Genomic DNA, 20,995 nt, shown 5'->3' on the forward strand with positions numbered 1-20,995 from the left:
TTTTTATAAAGGAAGGAGTAATGATTATGGTGAGATAACGTCACAAGTAGTAAGGAATACTTGTGACGAGTCTTAGAGAGAGCTATTCAGCTTGTTTTAAAAAATACAATTCAGCTAATCCATTATGGATATCGCCAAATTTTATTTGTATTTCATCTACAAAACTATGTAAGTAGCCATTTTTTAATAAACGAACATCTTCGCTTTTTAATTTATTAATAGCTTCATCAATTAATACAATTAATTCTTCGGAATTAACTAGTGGTTTAATTAATGATTTTAAATCCAATAGGCAGAATAATATTGACCTTGGGAAGACATCACTGTGCATGATGAATTCGATAACATCTGAGCGTTGAACGCGTACACCCATTTCTTGTCGATACATTTGATAAGCACTTAATGAACGTAATAAACTAATCCATTGAATATTTTCATAGGGTTTAGCTTCTTCGCTAATAACCAACGATTCAGAGCGAATATCTATGATGCGTGAGGTCATATCAGCACGTTCTATCATTAAACCAAAACGAATAAAGGTATAACCTTGGTCATGGTTTATGGTGGCATCTAAGGTCCCAAATATTTGATGTGCAGTTTCAATTATTTTTTCCAAATATGCAAAACGCCCTCGTTTAGTTAATCCTTCTTTCTGATTATCTTTCGCATAATAATATAGTGAGTTAATTTCTTCCCATACATCTCTTGGTACCACATCACGAATAGTGCGAGCACACTCTCTTGCCGAGATAATAGAGTTTAGAATTGAAGATGAATTATCACTTCCCACTAATAAGTAACGTAACGCTTTTTGCTCGGAGTAATCGGTATGATTTTCCTCATAAGCTTTACGCACACCAATAATATCGATTAAGGGTTGCCATCCAGTGCCTACCCCTTTAGGTAAGTCCATCATCAACATATTATTTACGTTGATTAATCGGGCGACGTTTTCCGCTCGTTCTATGTAACGAGACATCCAATATAAAGTTTCACCTACTCTTGATAGCATATTATTACGCCTCCTCGTCCACGATCCAAGTATCTTTACTACCGCCACCCTGTGATGAATTCACCACCAAAGAGCCTTTTACCATTGCGACTCGCGTTAAACCGCCCGTTGTTACCTGAATATCTTTACCAGAAGATAATATAAATGGTCTTAAGTCAGCATGACGACCGTCAGGGTTAATACCATCTAATGTTGGCACTGTTGATAAATCTAATGTTGGTTGGGCAACCCAGTTACGCGGATCTGCTTTAATTTGTGCAATGGTTGTTTGTTGCTCTTTCTTGGTAGATTTAGGGCCAATTAATAATCCATAACCACCTGACTCATTAGCTGGCTTAACAACTAATTTATCAATGTTTTTAATAACATGGTCACATTCTTTTGGATCCAGACATTTAAAGGTAGGTACATTATCTAATTTTGCTTCTTCCCCTAAATAATATTTAATCATTTCAGGAACGTAGGCATATACAACCTTATCATCGGCAACACCAGCACCTGGTGCATTAACAAGTGCAACATTACCCTTAGACCAAGCACGCATTAATCCGGGAACACCAAGTTGTGAATCAGGTAAAAAGGCTTCTGGATCTAAAAATAGGTCATCTATACGTCGGTAAATAACATCAACACGTTGTAAACCAGTGATTGTTCGCATGTAAACACAATCATCTTTTTCAACGACTAAGTCACGTCCTTCAACTAGTTCACAACCCATTTCCTGTGCAAGATAACAGTGTTCAAAGTAAGCAGAGTTAAAGATACCTGGGGTTAAAACAACAACTTCAGGTTTATCTTGAGGACGAGGTGACATGGTCGCTAACATATCAAATAGCTGAGAAGGGTAGTCATCAACAGGTAAAATAGAAACTTGTTCGAATAACTCAGGAAAAACACGTTTCATCACAGAACGATTTTCTAGCATGTAAGAGACACCTGATGGTACACGTAAATTATCTTCTAATACGTACATAGTACCTTTGCCATCTCTGACTAAGTCTGAACCACAAATATGGGCCCATATTTTATTTGGTGGATTAATGCCAACACATTGTTTGCGGAAGTTAACTGACTTTTCTAATAAACCTTTAGGGAAAATTCCGTCTTTAATAATTTTTTGGTCGTGATATAAGTCATCAATAAAAAGGTTAAGAGCTTGAACGCGTTGTTTTAAACCAACTTCGACATTCTGCCACTCTTTTTTGCCGATAGTACGAGGGATGATATCAAATGGCCAGGCCCTATCAATCATATTACCTTCATTGTAAACCGTGAAAGAAATACCCATCTCTTTAATTGCTAAATCGGCAACTGCTCTAGCTTTTTTTAATTCGTCACCCGATAGGTTAGAGAAAAATTTTGCTAATTGTTGACCGTGTAATCTTACATTCCCTTGCGCGTCAATTAATTCATCAAAAAAACCATTCGTTTGATACGCTTTCCAATCAATATTCATACACTTTCGCCTTTTATTAACTCATTTGTAATTGCGACGAGCTCATTACTCTAATCGAATCATATCCACCGCAACATCTAATAACTGGGAGCCACCACCAAAAACTACACCTTTTAATGGCGTGACATCAGAAAAATCACGTCCAAAAGCTAAGGTAATGTGTTGATCGCTTGGCAGTACATTATTTGTTGGGTCAAAATCAAGCCAGCCAAAGCCAGGAATAAAAATAGCAAACCATGCATGTGTCGCATCGGCACCTTCTAATTTTTCCTCGCCTTCTGGGGGCATGGTCTCAATGTAGCCACTTACATATCTTCCCGCTAGACCAATGCTACGCAAGCAGGCTAACGCAAAGTGTGCAAAATCTTGGCAAACGCCCCTTTTTTGTGCAAACACCACACTCATAGGGGTACTAATCGTAGTAAAACCAGGATCATACTGAAACTCATGAAATATTCGTGCCATTAAATCAGTACAGGCTACAATTAAATTTCTTTGTTCCGTAAATGAAATCAATGCATAGTCTTTAATACCTTCTTCTATCGGTGTGAAAAGAGAAGGTAATACAAATTCCGATGCTTTTAATAGTGTGTTTGTACAGGGTGTCGCTAACAGGTCACGAACTTCCTCCCAGGGTTTATCAATTTTTTCTAAATTAATATCTGCCTGGTTTAACAGTTCGACTTCACTGACCATAGTCACGGTAAGTGCTTTATGCTGAGTAGCGATTTCAAATACACTGACTTTATTATGAAAATAATCAGTATATTCATGTAAATAGCTAGCCGGAGGTATTATCTCTATCTGGCTATTATGGCAGATTTGTCGACTATTAGTTTCCGGTGTTAAGCGTGCTTGATTTTGGCATAAGCTGACAAAATCAGCATACTGATAAGTAGTTGAATGTTTTATTTTATATTTCACGACTGAGCTTGCTCAATGTTATTCCAGTTCAATTTATTAGCTGTTTGAGTATGAGAAAAATATTGTAGTAATAAGACATCACAAAAAGTGTCTAGATTACTGCGTATATTATGACTAAATTCAGCTAAATTTTTACGTTTTTCCTCTGTGCTTTCCTGTAAAAAATCCTTCTCAGTGACATAGCATGAGGTTTTCGATAACAGAATAGCTTTTTCATGTGCGGCGATAACCCCAGGGCGACGCTTCATCGGCAAATGATGGCACAATATGTTGATTTGTTCCAACTGATATAACAAAGAACGAGGGTACTCGGCATCTAACAACAATAACTCAAGCCCTGTACCAATGGTCTGATACATACGGTAACGACGCTTATGAGTTACTAAGCTAACTTGGCAGGTTAATACCGCTTCCAATAAGCCCAGTTCAGCGGGCTCTTCTAATTGATCCACCAATAGTGCCGAGGTTAATGAAGTAATTTGTAAACTGCGCTCGACACGATGACCCATCTCTAATAAAAACCAACCATTACTATTTGGCATACAATCTGAAATTGAGCCATTAAAAGCCATGATAGAACCAATAATTTTATCTAAATTAGTTTGTAAGGTGCGGGTTGTATTACTTGCTGTAAAGTTTTTTAGCGCTTTAATATGTTCGTTTATTTCATCGATAATACGGCGACTATCATAGGATAATAATTCTTGGATTTGTACGAGTCGCGTTGGATAAATATTTTAATGTATTAAGAATACTTCCTGCGCATTGTTCGTCTGCTAATAATTGAAAAGCCATTTCTTTACAGGAAAGCAGATTAAATTCCTGTACTTCGAGTTCTTTATCTATATAGGGATAAACAATATGCTGTGCTTGTATTGCGCTATAAATACGCGCCATAATATTTTGTCGCATTGGGTCGGGGTAAATTGATAGCTCTGTATATCTATCGATAAAAATACGTAAAATACGGATAGTATTTTCACAGCGTTCTAAGTAACGTCCTAACCAAAATAATTGCTCTGCTGTACGACTGGAGATAACACCTTCTAAAAGCGTTACATCCATTCTTTTTTGACCGGTACCGGTGCAATAGGTTCATTGCTTTTACCCGAATCATGAGCATTAATCCAAGTATCTTTAATCAAACCAGAAACATTTGCATAACCGTTAACATCGTTGGAATAACACAGTGCTGATGGTAACACCTCTATACCGTGCTCTGTTGTTAAAGCATAACAACGAAAAATAACAGGCTTCGCAACTAATTCATTGTTCTGCCAAAAAGGAGCACTGCTAAGAAGCGGTTTATCGTAAAAATAATAATTATCAGGCGCCTCAGTGATCAATTTTTTGATTTTATCTGCATCTCGGCGACCGTCTAATTTAATTGAAGTATCCTTATAACTTGCACACTCTAGTATGCTCCAATTTAAGGTTTTTGCTTCTTCTACTGAATAATATGCCGCTTGGCTTAATAACAAAGGCTCCTGTAAAAGATGATCTGATAATTGATTTAAATGGCGTTGCACTGCGACTGAAGAAAGAATGCCACTACCGAAGGGGTTAAGTACCTTTACAGAGCCTTCACGTACTGCCTGTAATAAACCAGGTATTCCGTGTAATGAATATTCGGTTTGTTCTAATGAATCAATACTATGGTCAGGTAGCCAGCGTAGAATAACGTTAATTTTTCCTAAACCTTGTAAAGACTTTAAGCAAACTGCACCATTTCGGACAGTTAGGTCTGCACTCTGCACCAAAGTGTAACCAAAGTAGGTAGATAAAAAAGCATGTTCATTATAATTAGGATCATCAATTCCTTGAGTCAGAATAACAATTCGAGGATCATCCATATAACTAGTATATTCATTGATGGTTTCTTGAAATAGCCTTAAAAATCCTTTAATTTGTCGCACATTACACTCAGCAAACTCTTCTGCCATAACACGTCTTGCGATAATACGGTTTTTAAGTAATAACCCTAAACCTAAAGGACATTGGCAGTGATCTGTTAATACTTTGAAATCACCTGATGGGGTGCGATATATATCAACAGCGGTAAAAAATAATTTTAATTCATTGCTTGGGAGACTAAAGCCTTCTCGTAAATAATTCTTGTCTCTAAATAGAGATAAAGCAGGAATATAACCATCGGTTAATAAGGTTTGTTCACCATAAATATCCTGTTGAATCAGGTTTAATAGTTCAGTTCTTTGTTTTATACCTTTCTCGATTTGATGCCACTCAGATTTAGATAACATAAAAGGTAAAGGATCAAAATGCCATTGATGATTACTTTCCTGTTGGATATTACCATTTTGAAGAAGCTGTCTTATCTCAATATCACGGCTACTTACTTCTTCTGATGTCAAATTAGACAAGCGATTAAATAGCGTATCCCAGTGTTGAGGATCCAAACCACTGTGATTAATTAATTCATCATGACCGTGTAACTTGTTGAGATAGTCGGACAACCATGTGGGTAATTGAGAGATAGTGTTGTTATTAATATACAAACGTCAACGCTCCATGTTCAAATGAAAAAATCATTAAGGTAAAAACAGAGAAACTAAAAAGGTGAGTGGTCTTGCTTGATCACGTCATTAATTCCTTTGATATGATTCATAGGAAATATAAATCAATCCACTTTAATTAATTTTAAAGTGGATTGATAGCATTAACGGTATTTATTTAAAGGCAGGTTGTCGGCGTAAATCTAATGTGTTTGGATAATCATCATTAGTGACTTCTTCTTCAGGGACAATAAACTCGCTCACCTTATCGGCGGTTTGGAATTGATGTGTCACTGCAGAAGGACTCCAAGCAGGTTGATCTGAGGCCAATATCGAAGGCGTATGACCATGTTCCCAGAATCTTGCCACTCTTCGACCTTCTGCTTCAAAGGCATTAACTGGCAATGTTTCAGGGTTACGACCACCCGCATGGCTAACATGATAAACAAAGCCACCCAAAGAGCGTCCTTCCCAGGTATCAATTAAATCAAAGGTTAATGGCGCATGCACACCAATGGTTGGATGAAGCGCTGTTGGTGGTTGCCATGCACGGTAACGAATACCAGCAACCATTTCATCTTTGGCTTTACCCTTAACTGCTTTAAGTGGTACTCGACGCCCATTACAAGTGACAATATAACGATCACTAATAGTGCCTTGTACTTTGATTTGTACCCTTTCTAACGAAGAGTCAACATATCGAGCTGTTCCTGAACCCGTTGCTTCCTCACCTAATACATGCCAAGGCTCAATCGCAGTTCTTAACTCTAAGGTGACATCATCAAGTTCACGTGTGCCACAAACGGGGAACCTGAATTCAAAGAACGGATTCAACCAGTTTAGCTGGAATGGGAAACCTGCTTGTTGTAAATCTCGGGTTACCGATGCTAAGTCATTCTCAACATACTGAGGTAGAAGGAACTTATCATGCAGTTCTGTACCCCAGCGTACAAGCGGTTTGTGATATGGTTTTTTCCAGAACCAAGCTAATAAAGTACGTAACAATAGCATTTGTACCAGACTCATTTGCTCATGAGGAGGCATTTCAAAACCCCTGAATTCAACAATACCTAATCGGCCAGTGGATGAATCCGGAGAATATAATTTATCGATACAGAATTCGGCACGATGCGTATTACCGGTTAAATCCACTAATAAATTACGTAATAATCGATCCACTAACCAAGGTTCAGGGACTTCACCTTCAGGCATGTGTGAGAAGGCTATCTCTAGTTCGTATAATACTTCATCACGGGCTTCATCGACACGTGGCGCTTGGCTTGTTGGGCCAATAAATAAACCAGAGAACAAGTATGATAACCCTGGGTGATGTTGCCAGTAGGTAATAAAGCTACGAAGAATATCTGGGCGACGAAGGAATGGGCTTTGATCAGGCGTTTCACCACCTAAAGTCACATGATTACCACCACCAGTACCAGTATGGCGACCATCAGCCATAAACTTATCCGTGCCTAAACGTGCTTCCTTAGCAAGACCATATAACTTGGTTATGCGACCAACTAATTGATCCCATGATTTTGATGGATGAATATTAACTTCGATAACACCTGGATCTGGTGTCACCGCATATTTTTCAACACGGCTATCTTTTGGTGGACTATAACCTTCGATGATCACTGGCATTGACAGCGTTTTAGCCACGGACTCGACAGTATTCAAGATATTCATATAGTGTTCAAAGTGGCTAGTAGGCGGCATAAATATATATAAACGACCGTCCCTAACTTCCAGCACTAATGCTGTTTTCACCATCTCTGTGCTGATAATTCCTTTTTTACGTCTTGGTGCTTTGGCGAATTCCTCTGGAATATCAAAGGGGTCGCGATCGATAATATTTTCTGTCCACTGCAGACTATCTAATGGTAAACGATAACCTAATGGTGATTCACCCGGTAATAGGAAACAATGTCCACGCTTAAATTCCCAAGTACATGACTGCCAACAATTTTTAGTATCATGCCATTTTAATGGTAAAACATAACCGACTGGTTTTTCGATGCCCTGTTCCATTTTTGCTAGGAAACCTTTACGACTCATCGCATCAAGCAATTTAGGCTCTTTAGGACCTACTTCAGTCGGTAAAGAAGCTTCTTGCCAAAGGTGATATAAAATATCTTCATAGGCTGTAGTAAGGGCTTCTAACCCTAGCCCTAGACCAACACATAGTTTTTCGGCAAACTTTTTAGTGTCAGTATGATCCAGTTTATAATCTTTATTTGGATCTGCTAATAACTTGGCATTTTTCCATAATGCAACACCATCTTTTCGCCAGTAACAACCATATTGCCAACGTGGTAAAGGTTCACCTGGATACCACTTACCCTGACCGTAATGGGTAAAGCCTCCCTTAGTGAAAACTTTGTTCATTTCTACAAATAGGTTCTGAGCAAGTATACGTTTTTCTTTACCATCCGCCTCTGTGTTCCATTGTGGATGCTCCATATCGTCAATAGAAATAAAGGTTGGTTCGCCACCCATGGTTAAATGGATGCCTTCTTCGTCATAAACGCTATCTACTTGTTGGCCAAGACGATTAATTGCTGACCATTGCACTTCTGAATAAGGTTTGGTTACGCGAGGGTCTTCATGTACACGTGTTACTTTATTATAAAAACTAAATTCAGATTCACAGTCATCTATTCCACCCGTTACCGGTGCCGCAGAGCTTGGTTCTGGTGTACAAGCGAGAGGAATATGTCCTTCGCCTGCAAATAAACCTGAAGTAGGGTCAAGGCCAATCCAGCCAGCACCTGGAATATAAACTTCAGTCCATGCATGTAAATCGGTAAAGTCTTCCTCTGGACCACTTGGGCCGTCGAGTGATTTTTGATCTGAGGTTAATTGCACTAAATAACCAGATACAAAGCGAGATGCTAGCCCTAAATGCCTAAATAGTTGCACTAGCAACCAAGCAGAGTCACGACAAGAGCCGGTTTTTTTAGATAAGGTTTCATTAGGTGTCTGAACACCTGGCTCTAAACGGATACCATAACCAACCAAGTTATAAATTGCCTGATTAACTTCAACTAGGTAATCAACGCTACGGATAGGTTCTTTAGGTTTTAGAGATTCAATTAATTCGAGTAATTTAGGGCTCGCTTTGCGTTTTTTAGGTAAGGAGCAAGTTCTGCTTTAGAAATCTTATCATAAACAAATGGAAACTCTTCTGCGTACTCTTCTAAGAAAAAGTCAAAAGGATTAATCACCGTCATTTCTGCTACTAAATCAACAGTAAAGCTGAATTCTTTGGTGGGTTTATTAAACACAACCCTTGCTTGATAGTTACCAAAGGGATCCTGTTGCCAGTTGATATAATGATCTTCTGGGATTATTTTTAAGGAATAACTTTTAATTTTGGTACGGCTATGGGGTGCGGGTCGTAAACGAAATATATGCGCATCCATATTGACAGAGCGGTCATATTTATATTCAGTATGGTGTGAAATACCAACAGTAATTGTCATCGACTAATTCCCCTTCGTAATGTGTCATTGTAAATAACATGAAATATATAATTGGTGGTGAATTGAATTTCTGCAATATTTATTCCATTTACTTTGAAATGGTTAAAATAAAGTTTTTTGCCTATTCAGGATACATAAAACATTAATTAACAGTATATTAACCTTTGCATAGAAACAAAAAAATCAAAATGATTTAATTATGGTGCAAAAGATGCACTAAAATAGCACACATTTTGTATTAAAAGTCATCCTTCTTTCTTTTCGTAGAAAGAAGTGTCTAAAAAGTAATTTTTAACTAATTTGTAAAAAATGGTTAACAATAAAGTCTGCCTAGAAGTCTATAAAAGATGTTATGATAGAATATCTTTTGACCATTTCGGTCTTAGTTAAATTAGTAAGCAAGTGTAATAGAGATAGTATCTGTTTTTCTACACTAATTCTTACTAGAACACATCAATTATAGTTCCTTTTCTTGGGAACGGTAGAAACTATCTAACAGGGTATTTCCATATGCAAAAGCTAACTGATATCGGTGAAAAATTCGTTAATGAGATCGCATCACGTTATGGCTTAAGTCATGATGCAGTCCTTCATATGTTAGTCGCGGTTAATAATGGCGGGGGCTCCATGGCACAATTCAATTGTCCTGAACTTGGTGGCTCTGGACAATGGATGCGTGGTGGTATGATCATGGTTGGAGATATGTTTAATAACGGTCTTAAAAATACCGTGGACAACCTTTGCAACGAATTAGCCAATATTCTCAGTAATAATCAAGTATTCCCTGTAGTGCCTGCGGGCACTCCTGGTAGCAACCAATGGTGGCCAAGTGATTTAGGTAGCCCTTTTAGTAGTGGTGGGCAAAATAATAGCCGTTATGCAGTCTTTGCAAATAGGCTCGCGGTAGAAGTAGACGGGCAACTTTCTATTTATGATACCTTGGATCATAATATTGGTGGTGTTAGTCAGCAACAAGGGAGTAATGATTCTCTTACGTTTAATAGTCAATGGGGCACTATTAGTGTTACTAGCTTGCCTTTAGTTTCAGGGCAACCAATTGAGCCTGTGGGGCAAACGAATTTTGTTGAGCCGACTCATTTTGAGGAACAAATGCCTGAACCTGCATTTATGGAGCCAGAGTTTCAAGCACAAGCTCCAGTTAATAATATACAAACTGAGCCTCAAACTCAGCCAAACAATAATAACGCACAATATGAAGCAACCAGTCAAATGATCGAAGTTATTAAGAAACTCGCTGAATTACGAGATTTAGGCGTGTTGACAGAGGAAGAGTTTAATAAGAAAAAGTCAGAAATACTTAACTAAAATTAACATTTAAACCTGCAAGACCTTAGTATTTGTAAGGCCTTATAGGCTATTATTATTGGCAAGGTGTGATTTAGCTATCTAAAAAGCAAATATAATGTAAAAAGTGCAACATTTTTTTAATATTTTCATATTCCAATTCTATAATCCTTTCTACTTAAATTTCATTTCTTTTTTGTGCGGTACCCATATGAAAACATTCCAATGTCATTGCGAAGCGAAACCAATTTTATTTTTTGAAAGCAATGAATGCCTAACCTGTGGTAAAACGACAGGTATTGACGATGACTTTGATCAAGTTGAACCCTATGAACTTGACCCTAAAACAGGGTTATTTTATAAGGCGAATGATCCAACTGTTCATTATAAAAAGTGTGATAATAATGAACAATTTAATGCCTGTAACGGAATGGTTAGCTTACAAACCTTTGTGGCAGAACCAGATAATGAAGAAGTATTATGTTTTGCCTGTCGTTTTAATAATACCGTTCCTGATTTAAGTATCGAAAAGCATATTCCTTTGTGGGAAAAAATGGAAACCGCTAAACGTCGTGCTTTATATACCTTAAAAGCATTATCTGTCCCTCTAATAAATATTAAGCAAGATCCGAAACAAGGTTTAAGTTTTGATTTTATTACTGATCGAAATGTTAATGATCATTTTACTAGCCCAATAGAGGGGCAAGATCCCGTTTTTACCGGTCATGATAATGGTCATATTACCATTAATCTGGCGGAGGCAGATGATGTGGCTCGCTCACAAACCAAGCATGCAATGGGTGAGCGGTACCGGACCTTACTTGGTCACTTTCGACATGAGTTGGGGCATTATTATTTTGACCAATTAGTTGCTAATTGTCCTGAGAAGCACGCTTTATGTAAGCAATATTTTGGTGATGATGCATTGGACTATCAAGAAGCATTAAAAGTGCACTATGAAAATGGGGCCCCAAAAACTGGCGAGATATGTTTATTAGTGAATATGCGACAATGCATCCCTATGAAGATTGGGCTGAAACTTGGGCGCATTATATGCACATTATAGATACCCTAGAAACGGCACAAAACTTTTCTATCACAGGTGCAACTCCTCGAAATATGGTCAACTCAGAAGATGTTGGAGAACTGAATTTACCACAGGGAGCATTCTTCTTTTCTGGACAAACTGCGATGGAGGATATTTTAGATACTTGGGTAGATTTCTCTATCATATTGAATTCATTAAATCGCGAGCATGGGCTTAGCGGATGCTTATCCTTTTGTGCTAAGTAAACCTGTACGTACTAAGCTTAACTTTATTCATCATGCGATTCATAATAAGTTGCACTTGTTACCGGTATTGCAGGAAAAAACAACGATAGAAAAAATCATAGAAAAAAGCCCTGTAGTGAATGAAGCATAAAACGCATCATTTAATATATGCTTTTTATGCATATTTATAATGATAAAGTGTCATTTTATTCATGGGTTACTTAGGAGTACACTCTTTAACCATTAAACACGGTCTAATTATTCATGGAGTCATATTATGTTTAAAGCACTTGTTCTTGAGCAACAAGAAAAAACTACTATTGCAGATATTCGTCAACTTGATGAATCACAGCTTCCAGAAAGTGAAGTACTTGTTGATGTGGATTATTCATCTTTAAACTATAAAGATGGTTTGGCAATCACAGGTGTAGGGCGCATCGTACGTCAGTTTCCTATGGTACCAGGTATTGATTTATCTGGCCGTGTCCTTGACTCAAAAGACAAGCGTTACAAAGTTGGTGATAAAGTTGTTTTAACTGGTTGGGGAGTTGGTGAAGGCCATTGGGGTGGCATGGCTGAAAAAGCGAATTTAAAAGCTGACTGGTTAGTACCTCTACCTAGTGGCATGACAAGTAAACAAGCAATGATGATTGGCACTGCAGGTTTAACAGCAATGTTATGTGTTCAGGCTTTAATTGATGCCGGTGTAAAACCAGAAAGTGGTGAAATATTAGTAACTGGCTCAAGCGGTGGAGTTGGTTCAGTCGCGATCACTTTATTAGCACAATTAGGTTATAAAGCTGTCGCAGTAACAGGGCGAGTTGAAGAAAATGGTGATTTATTAAAAGAACTTGGTGCAAGTCGCGTTATTGCTCGTAGTGAATTAGAAGAGCCTGCTCGTCCTTTAGAAAAACAGTTATGGGCTGGCGCGATTGATACTGTTGGTAGCAAAATGCTTGCGAAGGTACTAGCTCAAATGGATTATGACGGTGCGGTAGTCGCTTGTGGTTTGGCTGGTGGCTTTGATTTACCAACAACGGTTATGCCATTTATTTTACGTGGTGTTAAATTATTAGGTGTAGATTCTGTTTCATGTGCTTACGAGAAACGTGTTAAAGCTTGGCAACGTTTAGTTGAGTTATTACCAGAAAGTTTTTATCAACAAGCGTGTCGAGAAATTGCTTTAGAGCAAGCTGTGGAATGTGCACAGGACATAATTAAAGGTCAAGTCACAGGACGTATTGTTATCAAATTATCTGCAGAATAATCCCTTCTCTATAAACTATAGCCTGCATTGCAGGCTATTCAATTTCTAAATTAATCCCATTTCTCTTATACGTTTATCAATTAACTGAGCACATTGTTCCTTTAATAACGTACGTAGCCATATTTGCTCTGCAGAATGTTCACAACGTGGATGCCAGATAAGTGAATAATCAAAGGGTTTAAACTCAAAGGGTAATGATTTAACAATGAGATCATGTTTTTTTGCGACTAAATAGGCTAAATCAGCAGGTACCGTAATAATGAGAGGCATTTTATCTACAATCGCTAGTGCCGCTTCTAAGTGGTAAGCGCGTAATACTGTTTTTGGTTTTTGATGGTTGCTCAAGGTACGCATCGATCAACGCTTTTACACCATCACTAATTGCGATTAAAGCGTGTGGATAAGCAAGGTAATCCGCTAGTGTTAATTCCTTTTCTGCAAGAGGGTGCGCTTTAGAAAACATACAAAAAACGCTCACTAATCCCAGTGGTTCCTGTACTAAGGATTCAATCTGACGAGTTGGCCGACAGATAGCCATATCGCAACCTTCCAAGGTTAATTGATTGAGTACTTGTTCATGCTGAAGCGGTACAAATTCTAATGATATATTAGGGGCAACTTCATAAATGCGAGGTAAGGCATAGGGCAAAATAGTTTGCATTGCATAATCGGTTGTTGCGATAGTAAAGTGTCGCTGACATAATTGTGGGTCAAAGTCTGTAGGAGACAATAAGCTACGTAAGGATTCGATTGGCTCATTTACCGCATTGCAAATCTCAATTGCTCGCTGTGTCGGCAGAAGATGTTGCCCTTGACGAATAAAAAGAGGATCTTTGAACAGCTCTCGTAATCTTCCTAACACGCGACTCATCGCAGATTGACTTAAATTAAGGCGAATAGCCGCTCTGCTGACACTACCTTCCTCTATCAGTATTTGTAAAGCAACTAATAGATTTAAGTTGCGATGATAGACCTCTTCTAATTCCATATGTTCACTCGTAATACAATTTCTAAGGTTTATTTTGAACAGAGTATCAGACTTTATTACAGCGATACTATTGTCAATAATGAGTAAAATTATTTTACTGCTTAATAGGATGTATTTCTTTGATGAAAGCTTTCTAAAGGGGAAATATTGATAGTTATTGAGATTTTATATTGCTAGTACCGTGTTTTGTCAACTAGGGCTGGTTAATAATAAAGTGGCTTAAGTCATTAACCTAAACCACTTGGAATTATTATTTATCTTTAATTTTCAGGATTGTGATTCACCTTTAATTTCAGGGTTTCATCAAAGTCTTTTTGTTTTTCGTGTTTACTTGCAATAAAGGAGTAAATCACAGGCAAGATAAACAGTGTGAACAAGGTACCAATAGAAAGCCCTGCGACAATAACAACACCAATACCGAAACGACTCACGGCACCTGCTCCAGTAGCAAATAATAATGGAATCAAACCTGCTACCATGGTCGCCGTTGTCATCAAAATCGGACGTAAGCGAACAGTGGTCGCTTTTTTCACCGCATCAATACGATTTAAACCATGATGCAGTTGTTCTTCTTTGGCAACTTCTGCAATTAAAATACCATGCTTTGTGATCAAACCAACTAAAGTGATCAAACCCACTTGGGTGTAGATGTTCATGGTAGGTGGTCCCCAACTTCCCATACCAAAACCTAACATTGCTGATGCTATATTAAATAACGGTCCAGATGCCATGACAAACAAAGCGCCACTAATGGCTAATGGTACTGTCATTAATATCACCAAGGGATCTCGTACACTTTCAAATTGACTAGCTAGTACTAAAAAGATAATTAATATCGCCAGTAAAAATGTCGTATATAGGGCATTACCTTCACTTACAAATTGACGTGATTCACCGAGGTAATCATGCCCATATCCTTGCGGTAGTTTAGTACTTGCAAGCTCTTCAAAGAAAGTGAGTGCTTCACCCATTGTTGAGCCTGGTGATAGTACTGCGCCAATTGTTGCACTATTTAACTGATTAAAGTGCGGTAGAGAACGCGGTTCTGCGACAACATCAATACTGATCAGCTCACTCAGAGGAAGCATATCGCCATTTTTTGCTCGCACATAAAAGTTGCCAAGCTTATCGGGAGATAAACGGTATTTTCGTTCAACCTGAGCGATCACTTCATAACTACGTCCATCAAGGTCGATACGGTTTAAATAACCATCACTGAGTAATGTGCCTAAGGTGATACCTATGTCTTGCATGGTTACACCATAAGCACCTGCTTTATCTCGGTCGATATTGATGTTCATGGTTGCAGAATCAAAGGCTAAATCCAAGGTCGAATAAACAAAGGTTGGATTTGCTTGCGTTGCTCGCTAACACATCACCTGCAATCTCTACTAAGCTTTCAAATGGGTTAGATGTTGTGATCACAAACTGCACTGGTAAACCACCCGATGAACCAGGTAATTCAGGCATCTGAAACAGCCGCAGTTGAAACAGCAGGAATAACATTGAATGCTGGCATTAATATTTTCTTCAAGTCATCGGGGCTTTCGCTACGTTGACTCCAAGGTTTCATGATAGCAATACCAAAAGCTTGGTTACCACTTGGGACTCCCGACATAGCTAAGCTACTTTGTACTGAGTCTTGTTCTGAAATCTTACCTGTCACCACCTTCATACTGTTTTCGATATAGTCTAGGTTGGCATTGGCAGGCGCCTTAGACATCATCATTAAGGCTCCTTTATCCTCGGCTGGGGCAAGTTCAGAGGGAATGAACTTAAACAGAAAAGGTAATGAGACAAAAACTAACAGGGCAAATAGAATTACTGCGGGGCGACGTGTCATGAGTTTATCAAGTAGTCTTGAATAGGTATTTGTAACACCACCTAATACCTTTTCAACACCTGTTTCGAAACGATTTGGCTGATGGTTATTTTTTAATAAAAGACTACACATCATAGGTGATAATGTGAGGGCCACTAACCCTGAAACAAAAACGGCACCGGCAAGTGTGAGTGCAAATTCAGAAAATAATGAACCAGTGATACCGCCCATTAGTGCAATTGGTGCATAAACGGTCGCTAATGTAATTGTCATAGAGATAACCGGTACTGCTATTTCTCGTGTACCTATAATCGCGACTCGGAAGGGGTCTTCTCCTGCTTTAACATGACGGTCTACATTTTCAACAACAACAATCGCATCATCTACCACCAATCCAATTGCCAGTACCATAGCTAATAGTGTCATTAGATTGATAGTGAAGCCGAACATTTGCATCGCCACTAACACACCAATCAAAGATAATGGAATGGTGATAATTGGAATAACAACTGCGCGCCAAGAACCTAAGAATAAAATCATTACCACTAGTACAATTAATCCCGCTTCAGAAATAGTTTTAATAACCTCTGAAATAGATTCTTCAATAGCAATGGTGGAGTCATAAAGCACTTCCATATTAATTGAACTAGGATTATTTTTTTCCAAATCGGGCAACATCGAGCGTACGCCAGCGGTAATGTCTAACGGATTTGCTGTTGGCGTCGCATCGATAGCGACAACGACGGCATCATTTCCGTTAGCCATCGCACGGTAGATATCATGGCTTTTTTCTAATGAAACACGGGCGATATCTTGCAGACGAATTGTTTTACCATCTTCGCGGGTTGCAATAATTAAGTTTTCTAATTCAGTGGAAGTTGATACCTGTGTTTTTGCATTACCATTAACTAGCGTGAAATAACTGTTTGCTTGCCCTGTAGCAGATTGGATATTATTAGCCTGTAAAATTTGTACAACATCTGCAGTGGTTAAGTTGAAACCTGCCATACGTTCAGGGTCTAACCAAACACGCATTGCAAATGGAGTTCCGCCGTATAAATTAACTTTCGCGACACCATTAATACTGAATAACTGTGGTTTAATAACCCGCTCGAGGTAATCAGTAATTTGGCTGGCGTTTAAAGCATCACTAGAAAAAGCAATATAGATAACCGAAGTACTTGAGCCTGTGCTGACATCAATGGTCGGATCTTCAGCTTCGCTTGGTAATTGAGAACGGACACTATTTACTTTAGCGAGTATATCCGCAACTGCACCATTTGGATCAGTATTAAGCTTCATATAAACGGTAATGCTAGAACTACCCATAAAGCTCTGTGAGGTCACAAAGTCGATGTTATCAGCCTGAGCAATTGCCTGTTCAATCGGCTGAGTAATAAAGCCTTGAATTAAATCTGCATTTGCACCGTAATAACTAGTGTTTACAGTGATCACTGTATTGGTCATTTTAGGGTACTCACGTACCTGCATGCTACCGAGTGCCTGTAACCCTAACAAAACAATGAGCAAGCTCAAAGATATAGCTAAGACAGGGCGTTTTATAAAGATATCTGTAAATTTCATATTGAGCCCTAAAGTGCTGGAACGTCAGATGGTTGAATAAGAATGTCAGATTCAGTGATGATTACATGTGAACCATTACTTAGGCGTACTTGACCACTCGTTACTATTTCATCACCCTCTTTTAATCCTGATAAAACATGAATATCACCGTCAATGCTCTTACCTAAGTCAACGATTTTTTGTGTTACCTGTTTAAATTCTTTGCCTGCTTCTGATGTTTGATCAGAAATGACATAAACCGTCTCGCCGTATAAGGTATAATTAATGGCGCTTTCAGGTACTGCGATTTGGTCTTTTAAGGTTGTTAAAATAATATTCGCTTTGGCAAACATACCAGAGCGTAATTTATGATCCTTATTAGGAATATCTGCTTGAACTTGGATAACACCACTTTGGTAATTTACAGCGGGTTCTATCGCTGAAATAGTACCTTTAAAAGTAGCATCTGCTTCGGCATCAACAAAAATATTCATTTCCTGGCCAATGCTAATTTTGTTTAAATCATTTTGTGGAATAGTAAAACGCATTTGCATGCGACTAACATCTTCTAAGCGAACAATTTCAGTCCCTGCGGATAAATATTCCCCCATAAACACATTACGTAAACCGGCTATACCATCAAAAGGAGCACGAATAACACGTTGGCTAATGGTTGCTTGATAGGCTTCAATTTGCCCTTGTAAGGTTAATAAATCAGCTTCTGCTTCATCAACTTGACCCTGTGAAACAGAGCCTTTTTTAAATAATGACAGCATACGCTGATAATTACGTTGCACTGCAGGTAAGCGTCCTTTTGAGGCTTTCAAATTCGCTTTTTCAACTTCAGAGTCAAGGTATACTAATGCATCACCTGTTTTCAGTGTTTGCCCGGAAACAAAATTTATTTTTACGATTTTGCCTGCAACTTCATTGGCTACTGTGACACCTTGAATTGGCTCAATAAAACCGATTGCACTTAGGTGAGGTGTCCAATCCTGCGTAGTAATTTTTTGAGTCGTGACAGGGAACTCAGGAATAGGCATATTAGCCAGAAATTCTTTTGTTTTAGCGGCACTAAGCATGTTGAATGCGATGACACTACCAAAAATAAGTATGGCAAGTACTAATGCTGATGCAATCCATTTTTTCATTTTGTAACCTTAATCTGATATTTATTAGTAACTTATTAGAAACGCCTTCATTATGAAGGTGTTCTGAGTCGGTATGTTATTTTTTGATGGTATCCCATGAAGTCTGGCAGACTTCATTAATTAACTGATCACTCATTTCAAGCTGATCACGTAATACTCTTTTTGCTAAATTAATTGCACTGTCAAAACTTAATGTTATTAACACGGCAATAGGCCAATCTTTCAATTCGCCGTTATCAATACCCTGTTGATATAGTTCTTCCATCGGTTGCAATTCTTCCCCGTCAAACATTTTTAGTTTTTGACGGCATTCACTAGGCAGGTGACAGAGAATTTCAATCACAGCTAAGCGCTGTGGATTTTCTAAGACAGAATCAAAAGCATTGCGCCATAAGGAATTGTATTTTTCTTGGTCGCTTTGTTGTTCCGTCCAATCAGAAAAAATGCGTGTTGCTATTTCTTGTCTGATATAGCGATGTAACTCAGTGATGAGCGCTTCTTTATTTTCGAAATAACGATAAATGGTACCTGTCTTGCTATACCTGCTGTATCTGCGAGTAATTTCATGGATAGTCCATAAAGCCCGCGTTTCTGCTAGAATCTTTTCTGTTGTCAGTAATATTTGTGTGTGTTTATCCATAAAAAGTAATACCAAAGTGAATGAACGTTCATTATCGTCATTTAATTCTTTTATGCAATGAAAATTATAATTATTATGTCTTTTAGTTAATGCTAGAATAAAAATACAATTTATAAATTGGAACTATTATGGCTATTTTAGTAACTGGTGGAGCAGGTTATATCGGCTCTCATACGGTATTAGAGTTATTAGTGGCAGAGCAAGAGGTGATCATCATTGATAACCTTTGTAATGCATCGAAAATTTCTTTAACACGTGTTGAAAAGCTTACAGGTAAAACTTGTACTTTTTATGAAGGTGATATTTTAGATAAATCTTTTTTAGACTCGGTTTTTGCTAAGCATAGTATTGACTCGGTTATCCACTTTGCTGGCTTGAAAGCGGTTGGCGAATCAGTTGCGAAACCCGTGTTGTATTATCAAAATAATGTACAAGGCACGTTAACCCTGTTAGATGCAATGGCAGAGGCGGGCGTATTTAATTTAGTATTTAGTTCTTCTGCAACAGTGTATGGCGATCCTAGTCATTTACCTATTCGAGAAGATTTTCCTGTTGGTGGAACAACTAACCCCTACGGTACATCTAAACTTATGGTTGAGATGGTATTGCAGGATGTCGCTAAATCAGACCCACGGTGGTCATTTGCTATTTTGCGTTACTTTAATCCTGTAGGTGCTCATATTTCAGGGCAAATTGGCGAAGATCCAAATGGTATTCCTAATAACTTATTACCTTATATTTCACAGGTAGGTGTTGGTAAGTTAAAAGCGTTAGCTGTTTTTGGTGATGATTACGATACTAAAGATGGAACGGGTGTACGTGACTATATTCATGTGGTAGATCTTGCTATTGGACATTTGAAAGCTCTAGATATCATTTCTCAGAAAACCGGAGTGAATATTTATAATCTAGGAACGGGTAATGGTTTTTCTGTTTTAGAAATGATTAAAGCCTTTGAAGTCGCAAGCGGAAAAACCATTGCTTATAATATTTCTCCTCGTCGTGAGGGTGATATTGCCGCTTGTTATCGTTGCACCTGAAAAAGCATTAGCCGAACTTAATTGGCAAGCGGAAAGAGGTTTAGCAGAAATGATGCAAGATACTTGGCGTTGGCAGTCGAATAACCCTAATGGTTACTCAGAATAAATTCGATACCTTTAATCGTATAAAAGTGATCGTATAAAAAATCTTTAGCAAAAAAATCCACCTCGGTGGATTTTTTATGCGCCTTTTTTAATAAGGTAGCGATAGGGTATTTGCTCAATATGACTTTCTATTAAAGTATGATCCATAAAACGGCAGAAACTTGGAATATCACGTGTGGTCGCAGGATCATCTGCTATTACTTCTAATATTTCACCCTGTTGCATTTTTCTGACTGTTTTGCGGATCATCATTACCGGTTCAGGGCAACGTAATCCAAGTGTATCGAGTTTTTGTATATCTTCTTCATTCATTAAATCAAAATCACTTTTTTTAACTTTCAGCTATTAGTTGCGACGTTCATAGCTAGAAGCTCGTAACTCGCAACTATTAATCAGCAGTCTAACAACTAATTGTTTTTAAATGAAAGCTGTCAGCTAAAAACTGACAGCTT

At 38.1% G+C, this 20,995-nt stretch carries 16 protein-coding genes and 3 pseudogenes; 5 read left to right on the top strand and 14 right to left on the bottom strand.

The genetic code is table 11. The annotated features are described in order from the left end of the window. Positions 1-82: 82 nt before the first annotated feature. The 8 genes from ACLKMH_RS04315 to ACLKMH_RS04350 form a co-directional block, all read right to left on the bottom strand. Positions 83-1,012, bottom strand: a complete 930-nt coding sequence (locus tag ACLKMH_RS04315) for an alpha-E domain-containing protein (protein ID WP_413701008.1) — start codon at positions 1,010-1,012, stop codon at positions 83-85. 4 nt (positions 1,013-1,016) lie between these two features. After that, positions 1,017-2,468 carry a circularly permuted type 2 ATP-grasp protein gene (locus ACLKMH_RS04320; RefSeq protein WP_413701009.1) on the bottom strand — a complete coding sequence of 484 codons (1,452 nt, stop codon included), beginning with the start codon at positions 2,466-2,468 and terminating at the stop codon, positions 1,017-1,019. Positions 2,469-2,513: 45 nt separating this feature from the next. Beyond that, positions 2,514-3,392, bottom strand: coding sequence for a transglutaminase family protein (locus ACLKMH_RS04325; RefSeq protein WP_413701010.1), 879 nt, complete (start codon positions 3,390-3,392; stop codon positions 2,514-2,516). Further along, positions 3,389-4,126 carry an alpha-E domain-containing protein gene (locus tag ACLKMH_RS04330; protein ID WP_413702257.1) on the bottom strand — a complete coding sequence of 246 codons (738 nt, stop codon included), beginning with the start codon at positions 4,124-4,126 and terminating at the stop codon, positions 3,389-3,391. The genes ACLKMH_RS04325 and ACLKMH_RS04330 overlap by 4 nt, the downstream gene beginning before the upstream one ends. Further along, on the bottom strand, positions 4,080-4,457 hold the full coding sequence (locus ACLKMH_RS04335) for an alpha-E domain-containing protein (RefSeq protein ID WP_413701011.1): 378 nt from the start codon (positions 4,455-4,457) through the stop codon (positions 4,080-4,082). Before ACLKMH_RS04335 ends, ACLKMH_RS04330 begins: the two co-directional genes overlap by 47 nt. Continuing rightward, entirely contained in the window at positions 4,448-5,908 is a 1,461-nt protein-coding gene (locus tag ACLKMH_RS04340; RefSeq protein ID WP_413701012.1) for a circularly permuted type 2 ATP-grasp protein, read from the bottom strand. Before ACLKMH_RS04340 ends, ACLKMH_RS04335 begins: the two co-directional genes overlap by 10 nt. A gap of 171 nt (positions 5,909-6,079) precedes the next feature. Further along, positions 6,080-8,926: a DUF2126 domain-containing protein gene (locus ACLKMH_RS04345; RefSeq protein ID WP_413701013.1), complete on the bottom strand. Its 2,847-nt coding sequence runs from the start codon at positions 8,924-8,926 to the stop codon at positions 6,080-6,082. Positions 8,927-9,000: 74 nt separating this feature from the next. Beyond that, positions 9,001-9,390, bottom strand: a complete 390-nt coding sequence (locus ACLKMH_RS04350) for a transglutaminase N-terminal domain-containing protein (protein ID WP_413701014.1) — start codon at positions 9,388-9,390, stop codon at positions 9,001-9,003. Between the two features lie 510 nt (positions 9,391-9,900). Here ACLKMH_RS04350 and ACLKMH_RS04355 point away from each other — a divergent pair. The 4 genes and pseudogenes from ACLKMH_RS04355 (at position 9,901) to ACLKMH_RS04370 (ending at position 13,234) form a co-directional block, all read left to right on the top strand. After that, positions 9,901-10,716 (top strand): SHOCT domain-containing protein, encoded by an 816-nt coding sequence (locus ACLKMH_RS04355; protein WP_413701015.1) that lies wholly within the window; start codon positions 9,901-9,903, stop codon positions 10,714-10,716. 190 nt (positions 10,717-10,906) lie between these two features. Then, positions 10,907-11,988: pseudogene (locus ACLKMH_RS04360) on the top strand (putative zinc-binding metallopeptidase). Further along, complete coding sequence (locus ACLKMH_RS04365; protein WP_413701016.1) at positions 11,951-12,118, top strand: hypothetical protein; 168 nt, start codon at positions 11,951-11,953, stop codon at positions 12,116-12,118. Before ACLKMH_RS04360 ends, ACLKMH_RS04365 begins: the two are co-directional and overlap by 38 nt. A 126-nt stretch (positions 12,119-12,244) precedes the next feature. After that, entirely contained in the window at positions 12,245-13,234 is a 990-nt protein-coding gene (locus tag ACLKMH_RS04370) for an MDR family oxidoreductase (RefSeq protein ID WP_413701017.1), read from the top strand. A gap of 45 nt (positions 13,235-13,279) precedes the next feature. On the opposite strand, the gene ACLKMH_RS04375 is transcribed toward ACLKMH_RS04370, so the two are convergent. The 5 genes and pseudogenes from ACLKMH_RS04375 to ACLKMH_RS04395 form a co-directional block, all read right to left on the bottom strand. After that, positions 13,280-13,588 carry a hypothetical protein gene (locus ACLKMH_RS04375; protein ID WP_413702477.1) on the bottom strand — a complete coding sequence of 103 codons (309 nt, stop codon included), beginning with the start codon at positions 13,586-13,588 and terminating at the stop codon, positions 13,280-13,282. Beyond that, a complete protein-coding gene (locus ACLKMH_RS04380; RefSeq protein ID WP_413701018.1) occupies positions 13,506-14,222 on the bottom strand; it encodes a LysR family transcriptional regulator in 717 nt (238 codons plus the stop codon). Before ACLKMH_RS04380 ends, ACLKMH_RS04375 begins: the two co-directional genes overlap by 83 nt. Before the next feature lie 260 nt (positions 14,223-14,482). After that, positions 14,483-17,628 (bottom strand): annotated as a pseudogene (locus ACLKMH_RS04385) (multidrug efflux RND transporter permease subunit). A gap of 8 nt (positions 17,629-17,636) precedes the next feature. Next, on the bottom strand, positions 17,637-18,758 hold the full coding sequence (locus tag ACLKMH_RS04390) for an efflux RND transporter periplasmic adaptor subunit (RefSeq protein WP_413701019.1): 1,122 nt from the start codon (positions 18,756-18,758) through the stop codon (positions 17,637-17,639). Between the two features lie 76 nt (positions 18,759-18,834). Continuing rightward, positions 18,835-19,398: a TetR/AcrR family transcriptional regulator gene (locus tag ACLKMH_RS04395; protein WP_413701020.1), complete on the bottom strand. Its 564-nt coding sequence runs from the start codon at positions 19,396-19,398 to the stop codon at positions 18,835-18,837. Positions 19,399-19,526: 128 nt separating this feature from the next. Here ACLKMH_RS04395 and galE point away from each other — a divergent pair. Continuing rightward, positions 19,527-20,544, top strand: a pseudogene (gene galE, locus ACLKMH_RS04400) (UDP-glucose 4-epimerase GalE). A 74-nt stretch (positions 20,545-20,618) separates the two neighbouring features. On the opposite strand, the gene tusA reads toward galE, so the two are convergent. Further along, the gene (tusA, locus tag ACLKMH_RS04405; protein ID WP_413701021.1) at positions 20,619-20,855 is read right to left on the bottom strand and encodes a sulfurtransferase TusA; all 237 of its coding nucleotides are present in this window, start codon (positions 20,853-20,855) and stop codon (positions 20,619-20,621) included. Positions 20,856-20,995: the final 140 nt, after the last annotated feature.

It is taken from the genome of Psychromonas sp. KJ10-10 (assembly GCF_047323245.1).
Lineage (GTDB): Bacteria > Pseudomonadota > Gammaproteobacteria > Enterobacterales > Psychromonadaceae > Psychromonas.

Coding starts and splice junctions, on each gene's coding strand:
- ACLKMH_RS04315 (WP_413701008.1), bottom strand. CDS start 1,012: ATGCTATCAAGAGTAGGTGAAACTTTATATTGGATGTCTCGTTACATA.
- ACLKMH_RS04320 (WP_413701009.1), bottom strand. CDS start 2,468: ATGAATATTGATTGGAAAGCGTATCAAACGAATGGTTTTTTTGATGAA.
- ACLKMH_RS04335 (WP_413701011.1), bottom strand. CDS start 4,457: ATGGATGTAACGCTTTTAGAAGGTGTTATCTCCAGTCGTACAGCAGAG.
- ACLKMH_RS04350 (WP_413701014.1), bottom strand. CDS start 9,390: ATGACAATTACTGTTGGTATTTCACACCATACTGAATATAAATATGAC.
- ACLKMH_RS04355 (WP_413701015.1), top strand. CDS start 9,901: ATGCAAAAGCTAACTGATATCGGTGAAAAATTCGTTAATGAGATCGCA.
- ACLKMH_RS04365 (WP_413701016.1), top strand. CDS start 11,951: ATGGGCTTAGCGGATGCTTATCCTTTTGTGCTAAGTAAACCTGTACGT.
- ACLKMH_RS04370 (WP_413701017.1), top strand. CDS start 12,245: ATGTTTAAAGCACTTGTTCTTGAGCAACAAGAAAAAACTACTATTGCA.
- ACLKMH_RS04375 (WP_413702477.1), bottom strand. CDS start 13,588: ATGCGTACCTTGAGCAACCATCAAAAACCAAAAACAGTATTACGCGCT.
- ACLKMH_RS04380 (WP_413701018.1), bottom strand. CDS start 14,222: ATGGAATTAGAAGAGGTCTATCATCGCAACTTAAATCTATTAGTTGCT.
- ACLKMH_RS04390 (WP_413701019.1), bottom strand. CDS start 18,758: ATGAAAAAATGGATTGCATCAGCATTAGTACTTGCCATACTTATTTTT.
- ACLKMH_RS04395 (WP_413701020.1), bottom strand. CDS start 19,398: ATGGATAAACACACACAAATATTACTGACAACAGAAAAGATTCTAGCA.
- tusA (WP_413701021.1), bottom strand. CDS start 20,855: ATGAATGAAGAAGATATACAAAAACTCGATACACTTGGATTACGTTGC.